Raw genomic sequence first — 17620 nt, 5'->3', positions numbered from 1 at the left:
AACGCGGGAGTCGGCGTCGCTCCGCGTATTCGGATCTGCTCTAATCGTGACGGTGACCATGCTCAAGCAGACACAGGGATTCCCGCCCGCCGTGTACCTGCCGACCGGGCCCAGGTACGCGTCCGAATCCGAGGCGCTCGTCGAGTTGCGCCGCACCCCGGACGGCCGCACGGCCCTGCTCGCGTACTCCGCCCTCGACCGGCTGGTCAACTGCTGCGGCGACCAGCAGTCCTGGGTGCTGATGCGCACCGACAAGCTCGACAAGCTCCACGCGGCACAACCGTTCGACGTGGCCTACCTCGACCTGGAGATCCCGGCCACTCACCGGATCGGGTGAGCCTCGATCGGGTGAGCGGGTGGCACTTCCCACCGACCGGGAAGTGCCACTCCGGCTGCTCGTCCCCGCTTTAACCTGGGACTCCCGGCAGTCGATCGAGGGTGGGAGCGCCGATGAGTGACTGGCTCGCGGTGGCCGCGGGAGTCGCCGGGAAGCTGCGTGAGGACGCTGTCGCCCGGGAGGAACGCGGCGCGGAACCGCACGCCGAGATCGAACTGCTGCGGGAGTCCGGCCTGCTGCACCTGCTCGTCCCGGCCGAATCCGGCGGCGGAGGCGGCAACTGGCCGCTGGCCCACCGGGTGATCCGCCGGATCGCCGCGGCGGACGGCTCGCTCGGGCACCTGCTCGGCTACCACTACTTCCAGCTCTGGCGCACCAGGCTCTTCGACACCCCGATCGCGGAACGGCTCGAACGCGACAGCGCGGCGGGCAACTGGTTCTGGGCCGGGGTCAGCAATCCACGGGACGCGGCACTCGAACTGCGGCCCGCCGACGGCGGATTCACCGTGCACGGCAAGAAGTTCTTCGCCACCGGCGCTTCGGTGGCCGACCACCTGATCGTCAGTGGCACCTGGACCAGCTCCGGCCGGAAGGCCACCTTCACCCTGCCCGCGCGCACCGACGGCATCCGGTTCCTCGGCGACTGGCACAACCTCGGGCAGCGGCTGTCGGCCAGTGGCGGTGTCGAATTCACCGACGTCTTCGTACCGGAACGCGAAGTTCTCGGTACACAACCCGTCGACGGCGATCCCCGGCAATGGCGAGATTCACTGGCACCACTGGGTTTCCAGTTGCTGCTGGCCCAGGTCCAGGTGGGGATAGCCGGTGGCGCGCTGGCCGAAGGTGCCCGCTACACCACCGGGAGCTCCCGCGCCTGGCCACTGTCCGGTGTGGACAGAGCAGCCGATGACCCGCACGTGCTGGCCGCCTACGGCACCCTGGCCTCCCGGCTGACCGCGGCGGAACTGCTGGTCGACGCCGCCGCCGCGGCCTTCGACGACGCCGCCCGCGAGGTCGACGAGCACCGGCGCGGCGAGCTCGGCGTCCTGCTGTCCAAGGCGAAGGTGGTGACCACCGAGGTGTCGCTGGAGATCGCGAACCGGGTGTTCGAGCTGACCGGCGCCCGGGCCACCGGCGCCCAGTACGGCCTGGACCGGTTCTGGCGCAACGCCCGCACGCTGACCCTGCACGACCCGGTCGTCTACAAGGCCACCGAGGTCGGCAGGCACCTGCTCGACGGCGAGTTCCCGCCGATCACCGGGTACAGCTGATGGTCACCCCGATCCTGGCCGACAGCGTGCGCCTGGCCGACGACGGCGTGCACATCCTCGACCGGCGGGTGTTCCCGTTCGAGCGGGTGTGGGTGCACTGCCGCACGGTCGAGGAGGTGGCCCAGGCCATCGAGGACATGGTCACGCAGTCCTCCGGCCCGTACTTCGCCGCGCTCTGGGGCATGGTGCTCGCCGCGCGGTCGGCCGCGTCACTGCCCGCCGACGAGGCACGGGCCGTGCTGACCGCCGCCGGTGATCGCCTGATCGCCAGCCGGTCGACCAACAACCACCTCGGGAAGGCCGTGCGACTGGTCCTGTCCGAAGTGGACGCCTCGGACGAGGACCTGGTCACGGCGGCGCTGAAGGGCGCACGGGCGGGCGACGAGCTGTACCGCGCCCGCAGCCGCGCGCTCGGCGAGTACACAGTGGACCTGCTGCCGGACGGCGCCAGGGTGCTCACCCACTGCTGGGCCGACCTCTACCTGACCGAGACCGTCGCCGCGGCCCAGCGGCGCGGCAAGGAGCTCAGCTTCTTCTGCACCGAAACCCGCCCGTACCTGCAGGGCGCCCGGCTCACCGCCGAAACGCTGGCCGAGATGGGTGTGCCGACCACCCTGGTCACCGACGGCATGGGGGCTTCGCTGTTCAGCCAGGGCCTGGTGGACGCGCTGGTCACCGCCGCCGACCGGGTCAGCATGGACGGGCACGTGGTCAACAAGATCGGCACGCTCGGGCTGGCAGTAGCGGCGAAGGCGTTCGGCGTGCCGTTCCACGCCCAGGCCCAGGCGCCCGACCTCGCCGCGCCGACCGCCGCCGACGTGCCCATCGAATACCGCGACGGCGACGACGTGCTGCACACGCTCGGCCGCCGGACGGCGAGCACCCGGGTCCGCGGGCTGTACCCGGCCTTCGACGTGACCCCACCCGAGTTCGTCACGACAGTGGTCACCGACCGTGGTGCACTGGCCCCAGCGAACCTGCACCAGTACTACGAACGAGAAGAATCTTGACCGTGTACCTACACCGCGAGGTCGCGCCGAGGGCTGGACTGAGGTGCGTCAGGCCGCCCCAGCGGTCTGACGTGCCGAGGGAAGCACTCGGCTTCCGGCGACCTCGCCGCCGTGCCGAAGGCGCGGCCAACGACAAGGAGACTAGTGAGCGAGCGCCTCACCACCCGCTGGGTGGTCCTCGACATCGAAGGCACGCTGACCCCGACCAGCCAGGTTCACGTGGTGCTCTACGACTACGCCCGCCCGCGGCTGGGCCCGTGGATCGACGAGCACCCCGAGGACCCGCGGGTGACCGAGGCGGTCGAGGCCGTGCGGGCCGAAAGCGGACTGGCCGCCGACGCCGGAACCGAGGAAATCGTCCGCGTACTGCATTCCTGGATGGACGCGGACAAGAAAGCCGCGCCACTCAAAACGCTGCAGGGCCTGATCTGGGAACAGGGTTACGCCCGCGGGGAATTGACCTCGGAATACTTTCCCGACGTGGTTCCGGCACTCGAATCGTGGCGCTCGAGCGGCCTTTCACTGGCCGTGTTCTCCTCCGGTTCGGTGGCCGGGCAGATCGCTTCCTTCTCGAACACCACCGAAGGCGACCTGCGCCCGTTCTTCCGTCACCACTTCGACACGGTGAACGCGGGCCCGAAACGCGAAGCCGCCTCCTACCACGCGATCGCGCAGGGGCTGGGCGACCCGTTGCCGTCGGAGATCTTGTTCCTTTCCGATGTCCCGGCGGAACTGGACGCGGCGAAAACGGCGGGCTGGCAGGTCGTCGGCCTGGCGCGGCCCGGCGAGCCGTTCGCCGCGGCGGACTTCGGTCTGCATCGGACGGTCGCCTCGTTCGACGAACTGGAAATCCTGCTCAAATGACCCCGCTGGACCTGGCCGGGCGCGCGCTCGCCGCCGAATCCGCCCGCTACGAGGCGATGGGCTGGATGCGCGGCACCTCGGGCAACCTCTCGGTCACCCTCGCCCGCGATCCGCTGCGCCTGGCGGTCACCGCGAGCGGCCTGGACAAGGGCAAGCTGACCGCGCACGACGTGGTCGAGGTCGACGGCCGCGGTCAGGCCGTCCCCGGGCAGGCACAGGCGCCCTCCGCCGAGGCCGGGCTGCACGCGCGGATCGCCGACGTCGCCGGGGCGGGTGCCGTGGTCCACGTCCACGCGATGGCGCCGGTGCTGGCCGCCGAGTTCTGGCCGGACGGCGTCGAACTGCGTGACCTGGAGATGCTCAAGGGCTTCGGCCGCCGGGCCCACGAAGACACGGTGACCGTTCCGGTGGTGCCGAACAGCCAGGACATGGGCGTGCTCGGCGACGCCTTCGAGGCCGGGTTCCGCGCCGACACCCCGGCGCTGATCGTCGCGCGCCACGGCATCTACGTCTGGGGCGACGACCTGGCCCACGCGCGTCAGCGCATCGAGTGCCTCGAATGGCTTCTTCGCTTCAGAACCCGCTTGTACGGTGCATTCGAGGGGTCTCCCCAGTGACAACAGGTGAAAGGTGGCCATCATGACCCTGCTGACCGTCTGGGCGGAGGACGACCCCGCCGGTGTGCTGCAGCGCACACGGGACGCCGGGGAGATCAAGGCCGTGCTGGGCGAGCTGGGCGTCAAATTCGAGCGGTGGCCGGTCCGGGACCTGCCCGCGCGGCCGACCGAGGAACAGGTGCTCGACGCCTACCGCGCCGAGGTCGACGAGGTCATCCGCACCGAGGGCTACACCTTCGTCGACGTCAAGCAGCTCACCCCGGACGACCCGGGCGCGGCGCAGGCCAGGGCGAAGTTCCTCGGCGAGCACACCCACGACGACGACGAGGACCGCTTCTTCGCGCGCGGCTCGGGGGTGTTCTACCTGCACGTGGCCGGCAAGGTGCACGCGGTGCTGTGCGAGGCGGGCGATCTGCTCAGCGTGCCCGCCAGGACCACGCACTGGTTCGACATGGGCACCCGGCCGGATTACGTGTCCATTCGTTTCTTCCACGATACAGAGGGCTGGGTCGGGGATTTCCTGGAGAATTCCGTCGCGGACCGCTTCCCGCCGATGGACGAGCTGACCCGCGAGGGTGACTTGCCTCTCAAGACGAACTCGACGTCAAGTCCGTAAACTGCGGCGAAGCCGATAGCCACACATGGAGGTAGGGCGTGCCCGAAGCAGCCAGCGCGAGCCAGGGCGGACCGGTGACGAAGGTGCTGGTCGCCAACCGCGGGGAGATCGCGGTCCGGGTCATCCGAGCGGCCAAGGACGCCGGCATCGCCAGCGTCGCGGTCTACGCCGATCCCGATCGCGACGCCCCCCACGTGCGCCTCGCCGACGAAGCCTTCGCACTCGGCGGGACCACCGCCGCGGAGAGCTACCTCGTGATCGACAAGCTGCTCGACGTCGCCGCCCGCGCCGGCGCCGACTCGGTGCACCCCGGCTACGGCTTCCTGTCCGAGAACGCCGAGTTCGCCCAGGCCGTGCTGGACGCGGGCCTGACCTGGATCGGGCCGCGCCCGCAGGCCATCCGCGACCTCGGCGACAAGGTCACCGCGCGCCACATCGCGCTCAAGGCCGGTGCGCCGCTGGTGCCGGGCACCAAGGAGCCGGTGGCCGGGGCCGACGAGATCATCGCCTTCGCCGAGGAACACGGCCTGCCGGTGGCGATCAAGGCCGCCTTCGGTGGCGGTGGCCGCGGGCTGAAGGTGGCCAGGACCCTCGAGGAGATCCCCGAGCTGTTCGAGTCGGCCACCCGTGAGGCGGTGGCAGCGTTCGGCCGCGGCGAGTGCTTCGTGGAGCGCTACCTCGACAAGCCACGGCACGTCGAGGCGCAAATCCTCGCCGACCAGCACGGCAACGTGATCGTGGTCGGCACCCGCGACTGCTCGCTGCAGCGGCGGCACCAGAAGCTGGTCGAGGAGGCGCCCGCGCCCTTCCTGTCCGACGAGCAGCGCGCCACCATCCACAGCTCCGCCAAGGCCATCTGCGCCGAGGCCCAGTACTCCGGCGCCGGCACGGTCGAGTACCTCGTCGGCACCGACGGCACCATCTCCTTCCTTGAGGTGAACACCCGGCTGCAGGTCGAGCACCCGGTCTCCGAGGAGACCACCGGCATCGACCTGGTCCGCGAGCAGTTCGCCATCGCCCGCGGGGAGCGGCTGCGGTTCACCGAGGACCCCGAGCCGCGCGGGCACTCGATCGAGTTCCGCATCAACGGCGAGGACGCGGGCCGCAACTTCCTGCCCGCGCCGGGCACGGTGACCACCTGGGCCGCGCCGAGCGGGCCGGGCGTCCGGGTCGACTCCGGGGTGGAGTCCGGCAGCGTGATCGGCGGCCAGTTCGACTCGATGCTGGCGAAGCTGATCGTCACCGGTTCCGACCGCGAGAACGCGCTGGAGCGCAGCCGCCGCGCGCTGGACGAGCTGGTCGCCGAGGGTCTGGCCACGGTGATCCCGTTCCACCGCGCGATCGTGCGCGACCCGGCGTTCATCGGTGACGGCAAGCAGTTCCACGTGCACACCCGCTGGATCGAGACCGAGTTCGACAACCAGATCGAGCCGTTCACCTCGCCCGCCGAGGTCGACGAGGACGAGCAGCCGCGGCAGAACGTGGTGGTCGAGGTCGGCGGACGGCGGCTGGAGGTCAGCCTGCCGGGCAACCTGGCGCTCGGCGGTGGTGGCGGTGCCGGTGCTCCGGTGGCGAAGGCCAAGCCGCGCAAGCGCAGTGGCGGCGGCAAGACCGCGGTCAGCGGTGACGCGGTGACCGCACCCATGCAGGGCACCATCGTCAAGGTCGCCGTCGAAGAGGGCCAGCAGGTCGAGGCGGGCGAGCTGATCGTGGTGCTGGAAGCGATGAAGATGGAGAACCCGGTCACCGCGCACAAGTCGGGCACGGTCACCGGCCTGACCGCCGAGGTCGGCGCCGCGGTGTCGCAGGGCACCGCCCTCCTGGAACTCAAGGACTGATCCCGCCCGCCGGCCCACCACCACCCTCAACGGAAGCGCTTCGCGCTCAGTCCTTTCTCGCGCAGCCGTAGACTTCACCACATGGGTGACAACCCGGGTGAGATGCGGCTGAGCAACGCGGAGCGCCAGGAGGCGCTGGACGCGCTCGAGGAGCACGTCCGCACCGGCAGGCTCGACGTCGACGAGTACGCCGACCGCTCGGCCAAGGCCACCGTGGCCACCCGGCGCGGGGAGCTCGAACCGCTGTTCGCGGACCTCCCCGCGCCGCACCCGAGCGTGCTCAGCCGCGAGCTGTTCACCCCGTCGATCACCGGCCCCGCCCCGCGGCTCACCCCGGGGCAGGCGCTGGCCTCGAAGGCGGTGCCGATCGCCGCGGTCATCGCACTGGTGCTGTTCTTCACCGTGGCTCGCGGCTTCTGGCCGGTGTTCCTGCTCCCCGCGGCCGCCGCCCTGCTGGCGGGCGGGTTCTCCCGTGGTCAGAGGTAGGGCATCCACCGATCGGTGGAGGAACAATGGCAGGATCGCCGACCTTTCACCCAGTTTTCCGCTGCGATGATGAATCGCGGGAAACGGGAGGTGAGGGTGTTGGCCGGAGTGCTGCCCACCACGCTGGACCGCCGTGGCGAGCGCCGCGCCGGCTGCGTGTTCGCCGGGGTCAGCCTGGCCGGGCTGGCGATCTCGTCGGTGTGGGACGCGCTCACCGCCGCCGACGCGACCAGCTCGCCCAGCACGGTCGTGCTGATCGCCGTGGCCGCGCTGTGGATGCCGCAGGTGATCTGGGTGTTCCCGCGCCGCTCCTCGAACCCGGCGCTGGTGGTCGCCTACTACCTGGGTTTCCTCGCGCTGGCCACCGCCCTGAGCACGCGCGGCGACGGGTTCGGCGTGTTCGCCTCGGTCGGTTACCCACTGGCGTTCGGCCTGCTCACACCGAGGATAAGCTTCTTCGGCGTGGCGGCGACGGCGATCCTGCCGATGGTCGCGCGCGGTGGCACGGACGCACCGACCTGGCTCACCCTGCTCTCGGTGGCCGCGCCCCTGCTCTACGCGGGCTGGGTGGTCGGTTCGGAGAGCGAAAAGCGCCGCCGGTCCAACTCCCAGCTGGAGGAGGCCAACGCGAAGCTGGAGGAGGCGCTGGAGGAGAACGCCGGCCTGCACGCCCAGTTGCTCAGCCAGGCCAGGGAAGCCGGCGTGCTCGACGAGCGCCAGCGCATGGCCGGCGAAATCCACGACACCATCGCCCAGGGCCTGGCGGGCATCATCACCCAGCTCCAGGCCGCCGAACGCAGCGGCACCGACCTCGAACGACGGCAGCGGCACCTGGCCAACGTGCACGCGCTGGCCAGGGAGAACCTGACCGAAGCACGGCGTTCGGTGCGGGCGCTGCGCCCGGAACGCCTCGCCGATTCACGGCTGCCCGACGCGATGGCCGAACTCGGCCGCACCTGGACCGACACCTCCGGTGTGCCGGTCAAGGTCGAGGTCACCGGTGATCCACGCCCGCTGCTGCCGGACCTGGAGGTCACGCTCTACCGCGTCGCGCAGGAAGCGCTGACCAACGCCGGGAAGCACGCGAAACCCAGCCGCGTGGCGATCACTCTGTCCTATGTGGACGAACTGGTGATGCTCGACGTGCGGGACGACGGCATCGGCTTCACCCCGGCGGCCAACGGCATGCCCGCGGGCTGCGAGGGCTTCGGCCTGTCCGGGATGCGCCAGCGCGTGCAGCGGGTCGCCGGCACGCTCGCCATCGAAAGCACCCCGGGGGAAGGCACCACGATCAACGCCCAGCTACCGGCCATCACCACGGCGAACGGAGAACCCTCATGATCAGGCTGCTGCTGGTCGACGACCACCCGATCGTCCGCGACGGCCTGCGGGGCGCGTTCGTCGGCGAAACCGACCTGGAGATCGCCGGTGAGGCCGCGGACGGCGCCGAGGCGCTGGTGCTGGCGGGGGCGCTGGCGCCGGACGTGGTGCTGATGGACCTGCGCATGCCGCGCATGGACGGCGTCGCCGCGATCCGCGAACTGCGTGAGGTCGCGCCGAACTCCAAGGTGCTGGTGCTGACCACGTTCGACTCGGAGTCCGACGTGCTGCCCGCGATAGAAGCCGGGGCCACCGGCTACCTGCTCAAGGACGCGCCCACCGCCGAACTGCTGCGCGCGGTGCGGGCGGCCGCCAAGGGCGAATCGGTGCTTTCCCCCGCGGTGGCGGTGAAACTGCTCGGCCAGATGCGTCAGCCCGCGCCGAAGAACACGCTGACCAAGCGCGAGATGGAGGTGCTCGAACTGGTCGCCGACGGCGCCACGAACCGGATGGCCGCGGCGAAGCTGTTCATCAGCGAGGCCAGCATCAAGACGCACCTGCTGCACATCTACGCCAAGCTCGAGGTCCGCGACCGCGCGGCGGCCGTCGGCGAGGCGTACCGGCGGGGATTGCTCAGCTGAACCGGCGGGTATCTTCGTCGCGTGGAACCGGTGGAGATCAACGCGGGCGCCTACTACCTGCGGCAGTTGCGCGCCGACGACCGGCTGGACGACCGCCCGACGCTGGTCGAGGCGTTCGAGGATCCGGTGCACCGCCGGTTCGTGCCGAACTACCGGCTGCGAACCCTCGAAGCCGCCGGGGAGTACGTGGCGCGGCGCTCACGGGAGTGGGCCGAGGGCACCCGGTGTTCTTGGGCCATCGCCGAACCGACCACCGGTGACCTGCTCGGCGAGGTCGGGCTGAAGCGGGTCGATCTGGAAGCGGGGACCGCGGAGGCGGCGATCTGGGTGCACCCACGCGGACGCGGGCAGGGCATCGGCACGCTGGCCGTCGGCGCGGCCCTGCGCTTCGGATTCGGGGCGCTGGACCTGAAATCGGTCGAATACCGGCACGCCGAGACGAACAAGGCGTCGGAGAAGATCGCGCAGCGGTGCGGGTTCACGCTGATCGGCGAGGCCGTGGTGCCCACGGCCGGGGAGAAGGACCTGGTGTGGACCAAGGAAGCCGAGTGAGCTTCTTCCTCAGCCGCGTGCTGGAGGTCTTCGACGAGTACGCGGAACGCGTCGCCTTTCGTCACTCCTGTGTGGATTGGACCTACGCCGACGCCGGGCGCCGCCTCCGGCGCCTGTATGCCGCGTTGCCCCCGCTGACCGGCAAGACGGTCGCGATCTCCGCGGGCAACCACCCCGGCGCCGTCCTCGCCCAGCTCGCCGCGCAACTGCGTGGGGCTCGGGTGCTGCTGATCGCCGCTTCGGCCGCGCCAGCGGATCGCCGGTCCGCCCTCGACGCCGCCGATGCCGTGCTGGTGGACCCCGCCGAGCTCGACGCGGAACCGGTGGAGATCACCGTGCCCGAACGCGCCGAGACCGTGTTCACCTCGGGCGGCACCACCGGGGCACCGAAGCTGATCCGGCACTCCGGCACCTACGAGGGCATGGTCCACGTCTTCCACCCCGATCCGGCAGGCCCGAACCGGATACTGGTGGTCGCGCCGGTCTCGCACCTGACCGGCAACGCCGCGGTGCTCGGCGCGCTGCTCTGCGGGGACACCGTGGTGCTGCACGAGGGTTTCGAGTCGGGCGCGGTGATCGAGGCGCTGTCCGCCGACCGGATCACCCGGTTCAGCCTCACCCCGGCGCGGCTCGGCGCGCTGCTCGACCACCCCGCGCTCGCCGAAGCGGACCTCGGTGCGTTGCGCGCGATCTCGCTCGGCGCCAGCCCGCTGCCGGTGCACCGGCTGGAGCAGGCGCTGGCGGTGTTCGGCCCGATCGTCGGCCAGGGCTACGGCCTGACCGAGGCGCCGATGATCGCCACCATCACCGCCGCCGAGTACGAGGGACACCCGGACCGGCTCGCGTCGGTCGGCCGGATCGTGCCGGGCATGAGCGCCCGCATCGACGACCACGGCGAGGTGCTGGTGCAGGGACTGTCCTTGATGGACGGATACCTGCACGAGCCGTTCGAGGACGACTGGCTGCGCACCGGCGACCTCGGCCACTTCGACGACGACGGCTACCTGTACCTGCACGGCCGCGCGGACGACGTGATCGTCACCGGCGAGCACGGCACCAAGGTCCACCCGGCGCGCGTCGAAAACGCCCTGCTCACCCACCCGCGCGTCCGCGAAGCAGCCGTCGTCGGACGGTCCACTCCGGACGGTGCCGTGGTCCACGCGGTCGTGGTCCCCGATGGCACCGTCACCGCCGACGACCTACGCGCGCACGTGCTCGCCGAGCTGGCCCAGCCCCACTTCGTCCCGGCCACTGTGGAGTTCGCCGCCACCCTCCCCCTCACCCACATCGGCAAGCTGGACCGGAAGCGTTTGCTAGGAGTGGGGCATTACTTGCATTGAATGCTAGGAGTGGGGCATTACTTGCGTTGAATGCTAGTAATGCCCCACTCATAGCATTGGGTTGCGCTCAGCTGACCGGTTCGGTGAGCTTCGAGCGGGCTTCCGGCGCCGCGTTCCGGCGTTCGTCGGCGGCTTCGTCGTTCGGCTGCGACTGCGAGTCCCGTTCGGCCTCGACCCGCGCGTTGTACACCTCGACCTCGCGCGCGGTCTCCGCCTCCGTCCAGCCGAGCACCTCGCCCATCAGCCGGGCCACCTGCCGCGCGCAGTCCACCCCGCGGTGCGGGTACTCGATCGAGATGCGCGTGCGCCGGGCGAGCACGTCCTCCAGGTGCAGCGCACCCTCGTGGCTGACCGCGTACACCGCCTCCACCCCGAGGTAGTCGGGCGCGGCTTCGAGCGGTTTGAGCAGCTCAGGACGGCCTTCGCCGAGTGCGAGCACCTCGTGCACCAGCGAGCCGTAGCGGTCGAGCAGGTGCCGGACGCGGTACGGGTGCAGCCCGTGCTGCGCGGCCAGGTGGTCGGCCTGGTTCACCAGCGCGTGGTAGCCGTCCGCGCCGAGCAGCGGCACCTTGTCGGTGATCGACGGCTGCGGGCGGCCCGGCAGGTCGACCGCCGCCGCGTCCACGGCGTCGGCGGCCATCACCCGGTAGGTGGTGTACTTGCCCCCGGCGATCGCGACCAGCCCCGGCGCCACCCGCGCGACGGCGTGCTCGCGCGACAGCTTCGAGGTCTCCTCGCTCTCGCCGGCCAGCAACGGCCGCAGCCCGGCGTAGACGCCTTCGATGTCGTCGTGCGTGAGCGGCGTCGCGAGCACGGTGTTGACGTGTTCCAGCAGGTAGTCGATGTCGTGCTTGGTGGCCGACGGGTGCGCGAGGTCCAGGTTCCAGTCGGTGTCGGTGGTGCCCACGATCCAGTGGTTGCGCCACGGGATGACGAACAACACGGACTTCTCGGTGCGCAGGATCATGCCCGATTCCGAGACGATCCGGTCGCGCGGCACGACGATGTGCACGCCCTTGCTGGCACGCACGCGGAACCGGCCGCGGCTACCGGACAGGCGCTGCAGCTCGTCGGTCCACACGCCGGTGCAGTTGATCACCGCGCTGGCCTGGATGTCGGTCTCGCGGCCGTCTTCCACATCTCGTACGCGCACACCGGAAATCCGGTCGGCCTCCCGCAGGAAGCGCACCACCTGGGTGGAGTTCCGGACCACGGCGCCGTAGTGCGCGGCCGTGCGCGCCACCGTCATGGTGTGGCGGGCGTCGTCGGCCTGCGCGTCGTAGTAGCGGATCCCGCCGATCAGCGCGTCCCGCTTGAGCGCGGGCACCATGCGCAGGGCACCCGCCCTGGACAGGTGCTTCTGGCCGGGCACCGATCGCGCGCCGCCCATGGTGTCGTACATGAACAACCCGGCCGCGGTGTACGGCCGCTCCCAGACGCGCCTGGTCAGCGGGTACAGGAAACTCACCGGCTTCACCAGGTGCGGGGCGAGCCGCGTGAGCATCAGCTCGCGCTCGCGCAGCGCCTCGCGCACCAGGCCGAATTCCAGCTGTTCGAGGTAACGAAGGCCGCCGTGGAACAGCTTACTGGACCGGCTCGACGTCCCGGAGGCGAGATCCCTGGCCTCCACCAGCGCCACCCGCAGGCCGCGGGTCGCCGCGTCGAGCGCCACGCCCGCGCCGACCACACCACCGCCGATGACCACCAGGTCGAAGCTTTCGCCGCCCAGCCGCCGCCATGAGTCCTCACGGGTCCGCGGCCCCAGTTCGGCCTGGCCCGCCCCGCGTGCAGAATCGGTCACCGCATCCTCCTCGACATGCTCGCCGTCCAGCATGTCACGTCCCACGGCCCCCGCATCCCGGCGAGCGCCGCAGTGTGATTGACGAGTCTTTCGAGGTGTTCCCCTCGACAGTGACCGGACAGTGAAAATTTGCTGCCGTTCGTGCCTGGAAGGTTCGACTACCAACTAGTAGCGTTCCCATGATCGTGGGTCGGCAACGGGGCCGTGGCACGCCGTAATCGACCCTGCGCGCGAAGTGTCCGTTGTGGAGGGACGAGAATGGCAGCTGGGCATATTTTCATCTGGGAACTGGTCGGCACGGCGGTGCTGATCCTTCTCGGCAACGGGGTCGTGGCCAACCACGTCCTCCGCAAGAACAACGGGAACAACGCCGGCTTCCTCTTCGTGAACATCGGCTGGGCCTTCGCCGTGTTCACCGGCGCCAGCCTGGCCGCCCCGAGCGGCGCGCACCTCAACCCCGCGGTCACCCTCGGCCTCGCCATCGCGGGCAAGACCGAGTGGGCCGACGTCCCGATCTACTTCCTCGCGCAGATGCTCGGCGCGATCATCGGCGCGGTGCTCTGCTGGGCCACCTACAAACTGCAGTTCGACGACCACCCCGAGCCGGAGAACACGCTCGGCATCTTCGCCACCGCCCCGCAGATCCCGCACCGGGTGTGGAACCTGGTCACCGAGATCATCGGCACCTTCGTGCTGGTGGCCTGGGTCCTGCTCAGCCCGGTGGTCAAGGCCGGCGAGGCCGGGGTGCCGGAGTTCGGCAACTCGGCGCTGGGCTACGCCGGCGTCGCGTTCGTGGTGCTGGTGATCGGCACCTCGCTCGGCGGCCCGACCGGCTACGCCATCAACCCGGCCCGCGACCTCGGCCCGCGCATCGCCTACGCCTTCCTGCTGCCGATCCGCAGCAAGGCCAACCCGAACTGGGGTTACTCCTGGGTTCCGGTGCTCGGCCCGCTGGTCGGCGGGGCGCTCGCGGCCCTACTGTTCCTCGTGCTGCCGACGCCCGCCTGACCAAGACCTCTGCTAGGAGAGTTGAAGCGAAATGACTTCCTACGTCGCCGCGATCGACCAGGGCACCACGTCCACCCGGATGATGATCTTCGACCACACCGGCCGCTCGGTCGCGGTGGACCAGCGCGAGCACGAGCAGATCTTCCCGCAGGCGGGCTGGGTCGAGCACAACGCCGAGGAGATCTGGGAGAACACCCGCGCGGTGGCCGCCGGGGCACTGGCCAAGGCGGACATCACCGCGGCCGACATCGCCGCGGTCGGCATCACCAACCAGCGCGAGACCACGCTGGTCTGGGACCGCAAGACCGGCAAGCCGGTGTACAACGCGATCGTCTGGCAGGACACCAGGACCGACAAGATCGTCACCGAGCTCGGCGGGCTCGGCGGCGGGCAGGAGCGCTACCGCGAGAAGACCGGCCTGCCGCTGGCCACCTACTTCTCCGGGCCGAAGATCAAGTGGATCCTGGACAATGTGGACGGTGCCCGCGAGCGCGCCGAAGCCGGTGACCTGCTCTTCGGCAACATGGACACCTGGGTGCTGTGGAACATGACCGGCGGCACGCAGGGCGGGGTCCACGCCACCGACCCGACCAACGCCTCGCGCACCCTGCTGATGGACCTCGACACCCTCGAATGGGACGCCTCGATCGCCGAGGACATGGGCATCCCGCTGTCCATGCTGCCGGAGATCCGCTCGTCCTCGGAGGAGTTCGGCAAGGTCCGCGAACGCGGCGCGCTGGCCGGGGTGCCGATCGCCGGCATCCTCGGCGACCAGCAGGCAGCCACCTTCGGGCAGGCCTGCCTGTCCCCCGGCGAGGCGAAGAACACCTACGGCACCGGCAACTTCGTGCTGCTGAACACCGGTACCGAGAAGGTGCTCTCGGAGAACGGCCTGCTCACCACGGTCTGCTACAAGATCGGCTCGAACGACACGGTGTACGCGCTGGAAGGCTCCATCGCGGTCACCGGCTCGCTGGTGCAGTGGCTGCGGGACAACCTGGGCATGATCGGCACGGCCGCGGAGATCGAGGAGCACGCGCGCAAGGTCGAGGACAACGGCGGCGCCTACTTCGTGCCCGCGTTCTCCGGCCTGTTCGCGCCGTACTGGCGCTCCGACGCCCGCGGCGCGATCGTCGGCCTCACCCGGTTCGTGAACAAGGGCCACCTGGCGCGGGCGGTGCTGGAGGCCACGGCGTTCCAGACCCGCGAGGTGATCGACGCGATGAACGCCGACTCCGGGGTCGCGCTGACCTCGCTGAAGGTCGACGGCGGCATGGTGGTCAACGAGCTGCTCATGCAGTTCCAGGCCGACATCCTCGGCGTGCCGGTGATCCGGCCGGTGGTGAACGAGACCACCGCGCTCGGCGCCGCCTACGCGGCCGGGCTCGCCGTCGGGTTCTGGAAGAGCGAGGACGACATCCGCAACAACTGGGCCAAGGACAAGGAGTGGACCCCCGAGCTGGACGCCGACACCCGGGAGGCCCAGTTCAAGAACTGGAAGAAGGCGGTCACCAAGACCTTCGACTGGGTCGACTGACCGGTGGCCCGGCCGGCCCCCGCGCGCTCACGAGCCGCGGGGGCCGACCAGGCAGAACGACACGCCCTGGTTGTCGGTGACCGCGGCCAGCCTGCCGTCCGGTGAGTCGAACGGCGGGTTCAGCACGCTGCCGCCGAGTTCGCGCACCAGGTCGGTGCTCGCGTCCGCGTCGGCCACGGCGAAGTAGGTCACCCAGTGCGCGGGCACCTCGCCCGGCACGTCCGGCGGCAGTTCCGCCAGCCCGCCGACCGCCTCCCCGCCCAGGGTGAGCGCGGTGTAGCTGAACCCCGGCGCGGACAGGTCCGCCGGTTCGTAGCCGAAGATGCCGGTGTAGAACGCCTCGGCGGCAGCGAAATCCGCGGTGAAGCACTCGTTCCACACCAGCGCGCCCGGCTCGTCGGTGACCTCGGCGCCGATTCGCGCCCCGGCCTGCCAGAGGCCGAACACCGCGCCGCCCGGATCGGCCACCACGGCGAACCGGCAGTCCTCGCCGACCCCGGTCGCGGGCCGGAAGATCCGCCCGCCCGCTCCGGCGATGGCGTTCAGGGTGGCGTCCAGATCGGGGACGGCGAAGTAGGTGGTCCACACCGCGGCGGTGTCCGGACCGGTTCGTTCACCGATCCCGGAGACCTCGCGTCCGCCGATCGTGCAGCGCAATCGGCCGTCCCGCTCTTCGAACTCCCAGCCGAACAACTGTCCGTAGAATTTCCTGGCCATTGTCAGATCGGAAATCATCAGGTCGACCCAGCACGGCATGCCGCGTGGCCACGGTGAATCACGAAAGGTCATCCGGGCGCGCTCCCTTCGACCGCATTTTGTAGCACACCGGCGCAGGGATCGGGAAATAAATGAATTCGGCGCGCCCGGGTATAACAAAACAATCGTTTTGGTTGACAAACAAAAAGGCCGCCGGAAGTCAACCCCGGCGGCCCTTTCTTGACGTGCTCGTGTACTTCAGTCCAGGTCGTCGTGACGCATGAGCTGGCGACCGGCCTCGGTGATCGAGCCGGACAGCGACGGGTACACCGAGAAGGTCAGCGCGAGGTGCTCCACGGTGAGCTGGTTCTGCACCGCGAGCGCGATGGGCAGGATCAGCTCGCTCGCCGTCGGCGCGACCACCACCCCGCCGACCACCACCCCGGTCGCCGGGCGGCAGAACAGCTTCACGAAACCGCGGCGCAGGCCCTCCATCTTGGCGCGGGCGTTGGTGGCCAGCGGCAGCATGATCGTGCGGGCGGGCACCTCACCGGAGTCGATCGCCTGCTGGCTGATGCCGACCGTGGCGATCTCCGGGTGGGTGAACACGTTCGCCGCGACGGTCTTCAGCTTGATCGGCGCGACACCCTCGCCGAGCGCGTGCCACATCGCGATGCGGCCCTGCATGCTGGCCACCGAGGCGAGCATGAGCACGCCCGTGCAGTCGCCGGCCGCGTAGATGCCGGAGATGTTGGTGCGGGAGACGCGGTCCACGGTGATGAACCCGCCGGGTCCCGGCTCGATGCCGACGGTCTCCAGGCCGATGTCGGTGGTGTTCGGGACGGAGCCGACGGTCATCAGCGCGTGGCTGGCCTCGATCACCCGGCCGTCGGCGAGGTGCACCTTCACCCCGTCACCGGTGCGTTCGACCCGGTCGGCCCTGGCGTGCTTGACCACGGTGGTGCCGCGCTGGGAGAAGACCTCCTCGAGCACGGCCGCGGCGTCGGCGTCCTCGTGCGGGAGGACCCGGTCGCGGCTGGAGACCACGGTGACCTTGACGCCCATCTCGGTGTAGGCGGAGGCGAACTCGGCGCCGGTGACACCCGAGCCGATCACCGCCAGGTGCTCCGGCAGTTCGGGCAGGTCGTAGAGCTGGCGCCAGTCGAGGATGCGCTCGCCGTCGGGCACCGCGCCCGGCAGCACGCGCGGGGTGGCACCGGTGGCGATGAGCACCACGTCGGCGTCGAGCACCTCGGTGTCGCCGCCTTCGGGGGTGACGGCGACCTTGTGGGTGGCGAGGCCGGGCTCCTCGTCGCAGAAGCGGGCGGTGCCGGTGATCACCCGGACGCCCTCGCGCTGCACCCTGGCGCGAATATCAGCCGATTGGGCGAGTGCGAGGCCGCGGACGCGACCGTGCACCGTGTGCAGGTCGACGCTGGTGTCGGCGAGGTCGGTGGCGATGCCGAGCTCGTGCAGCCCGTGCAGGCTGGCGCGGGCGCCGGAGGAGGCGATGAAGGTCTTGGACGGGACGCAGTCGTAGAGCACGCAGGCGCCGCCCAGGCCATCGCGCTCGACCACGGTCACGTTCGCCCCGTGCTGCGCGGCCACCAGCGCGGCCTCGTAGCCCGCGGGTCCGCCGCCCATGATGACGATCCTGGTCACCTGTGCTCTCCTCCTCTTCGCGCC

At 70.4% G+C, this 17620-nt stretch carries 17 protein-coding genes; 14 read left to right on the top strand and 3 right to left on the bottom strand.

The window, feature by feature from the left end; all coding sequences use genetic code 11:
- Positions 1–46: 46 nt before the first annotated feature.
- The 12 genes from JOM49_RS11070 (at position 47) to JOM49_RS11015 (ending at position 10892) form a co-directional block, all read left to right on the top strand.
- Complete coding sequence (locus tag JOM49_RS11070) at positions 47–337, top strand: SAV_915 family protein (RefSeq protein ID WP_282772171.1); 291 nt, start codon at positions 47–49, stop codon at positions 335–337.
- A 113-nt stretch (positions 338–450) separates the two neighbouring features.
- Positions 451–1608, top strand: coding sequence for an acyl-CoA dehydrogenase family protein (locus JOM49_RS11065; protein WP_209664209.1), 1158 nt, complete (start codon positions 451–453; stop codon positions 1606–1608).
- On the top strand, positions 1608–2618 hold the full coding sequence (locus JOM49_RS11060) for a s-methyl-5-thioribose-1-phosphate isomerase (protein ID WP_209664208.1): 1011 nt from the start codon (positions 1608–1610) through the stop codon (positions 2616–2618). The genes JOM49_RS11065 and JOM49_RS11060 overlap by 1 nt, the downstream gene beginning before the upstream one ends.
- A 144-nt stretch (positions 2619–2762) precedes the next feature.
- Complete coding sequence (mtnC, locus tag JOM49_RS11055) at positions 2763–3482, top strand: acireductone synthase (protein WP_209664207.1); 720 nt, start codon at positions 2763–2765, stop codon at positions 3480–3482.
- Positions 3479–4099, top strand: a complete 621-nt coding sequence (mtnB, locus tag JOM49_RS11050; RefSeq protein ID WP_209664206.1) for a methylthioribulose 1-phosphate dehydratase — start codon at positions 3479–3481, stop codon at positions 4097–4099. Before mtnC ends, mtnB begins: the two co-directional genes overlap by 4 nt.
- A gap of 22 nt (positions 4100–4121) precedes the next feature.
- Positions 4122–4715: a 1,2-dihydroxy-3-keto-5-methylthiopentene dioxygenase gene (locus JOM49_RS11045; protein ID WP_209664205.1), complete on the top strand. Its 594-nt coding sequence runs from the start codon at positions 4122–4124 to the stop codon at positions 4713–4715.
- 38 nt (positions 4716–4753) lie between these two features.
- Complete coding sequence (locus JOM49_RS11040) at positions 4754–6553, top strand: acetyl/propionyl/methylcrotonyl-CoA carboxylase subunit alpha (RefSeq protein ID WP_209664204.1); 1800 nt, start codon at positions 4754–4756, stop codon at positions 6551–6553.
- A 102-nt stretch (positions 6554–6655) separates the two neighbouring features.
- On the top strand, positions 6656–7039 hold the full coding sequence (locus JOM49_RS11035; protein WP_209671058.1) for a DUF1707 SHOCT-like domain-containing protein: 384 nt from the start codon (positions 6656–6658) through the stop codon (positions 7037–7039).
- Positions 7040–7147: 108 nt separating this feature from the next.
- Complete coding sequence (locus tag JOM49_RS11030; RefSeq protein WP_443626876.1) at positions 7148–8380, top strand: sensor histidine kinase; 1233 nt, start codon at positions 7148–7150, stop codon at positions 8378–8380.
- Complete coding sequence (locus tag JOM49_RS11025) at positions 8377–9000, top strand: response regulator (protein WP_209664202.1); 624 nt, start codon at positions 8377–8379, stop codon at positions 8998–9000. The genes JOM49_RS11030 and JOM49_RS11025 overlap by 4 nt, the downstream gene beginning before the upstream one ends.
- A gap of 21 nt (positions 9001–9021) precedes the next feature.
- Positions 9022–9552 carry a GNAT family N-acetyltransferase gene (locus JOM49_RS11020; RefSeq protein ID WP_209664201.1) on the top strand — a complete coding sequence of 177 codons (531 nt, stop codon included), beginning with the start codon at positions 9022–9024 and terminating at the stop codon, positions 9550–9552.
- Entirely contained in the window at positions 9549–10892 is a 1344-nt protein-coding gene (locus tag JOM49_RS11015; RefSeq protein WP_209664200.1) for a class I adenylate-forming enzyme family protein, read from the top strand. Before JOM49_RS11020 ends, JOM49_RS11015 begins: the two co-directional genes overlap by 4 nt.
- A gap of 67 nt (positions 10893–10959) precedes the next feature.
- Here the strand turns inward: JOM49_RS11015 and JOM49_RS11010 are convergent, their stop codons facing one another.
- Positions 10960–12726 carry a glycerol-3-phosphate dehydrogenase/oxidase gene (locus tag JOM49_RS11010; RefSeq protein ID WP_245369296.1) on the bottom strand — a complete coding sequence of 589 codons (1767 nt, stop codon included), beginning with the start codon at positions 12724–12726 and terminating at the stop codon, positions 10960–10962.
- A gap of 225 nt (positions 12727–12951) precedes the next feature.
- Here JOM49_RS11010 and JOM49_RS11005 point away from each other — a divergent pair, with 225 nt between their 5' ends.
- Together JOM49_RS11005 and glpK are read left to right on the top strand one after the other, a co-directional pair.
- Entirely contained in the window at positions 12952–13701 is a 750-nt protein-coding gene (locus tag JOM49_RS11005; protein WP_209664199.1) for an MIP/aquaporin family protein, read from the top strand.
- A 31-nt stretch (positions 13702–13732) separates the two neighbouring features.
- Positions 13733–15238, top strand: coding sequence for a glycerol kinase GlpK (glpK, locus tag JOM49_RS11000; protein WP_209664198.1), 1506 nt, complete (start codon positions 13733–13735; stop codon positions 15236–15238).
- A 27-nt stretch (positions 15239–15265) separates the two neighbouring features.
- On the opposite strand, the gene JOM49_RS10995 is transcribed toward glpK, so the two are convergent.
- Together JOM49_RS10995 and JOM49_RS10990 are read right to left on the bottom strand one after the other, a co-directional pair.
- On the bottom strand, positions 15266–15973 hold the full coding sequence (locus JOM49_RS10995; RefSeq protein ID WP_368860548.1) for a VOC family protein: 708 nt from the start codon (positions 15971–15973) through the stop codon (positions 15266–15268).
- Between the two features lie 219 nt (positions 15974–16192).
- A complete protein-coding gene (locus tag JOM49_RS10990) occupies positions 16193–17596 on the bottom strand; it encodes an NAD(P)H-quinone dehydrogenase (RefSeq protein ID WP_209664196.1) in 1404 nt (467 codons plus the stop codon).
- Positions 17597–17620 lie beyond the last annotated feature (24 nt).

Source organism: Amycolatopsis magusensis (assembly GCF_017875555.1).
In the GTDB taxonomy this organism is placed as follows: Bacteria; Actinomycetota; Actinomycetes; order Mycobacteriales; family Pseudonocardiaceae; genus Amycolatopsis; species Amycolatopsis magusensis.
Note: the sequence above shows the minus strand (reverse complement) of the source record. Positions and strands in the feature narration are given on the sequence as shown.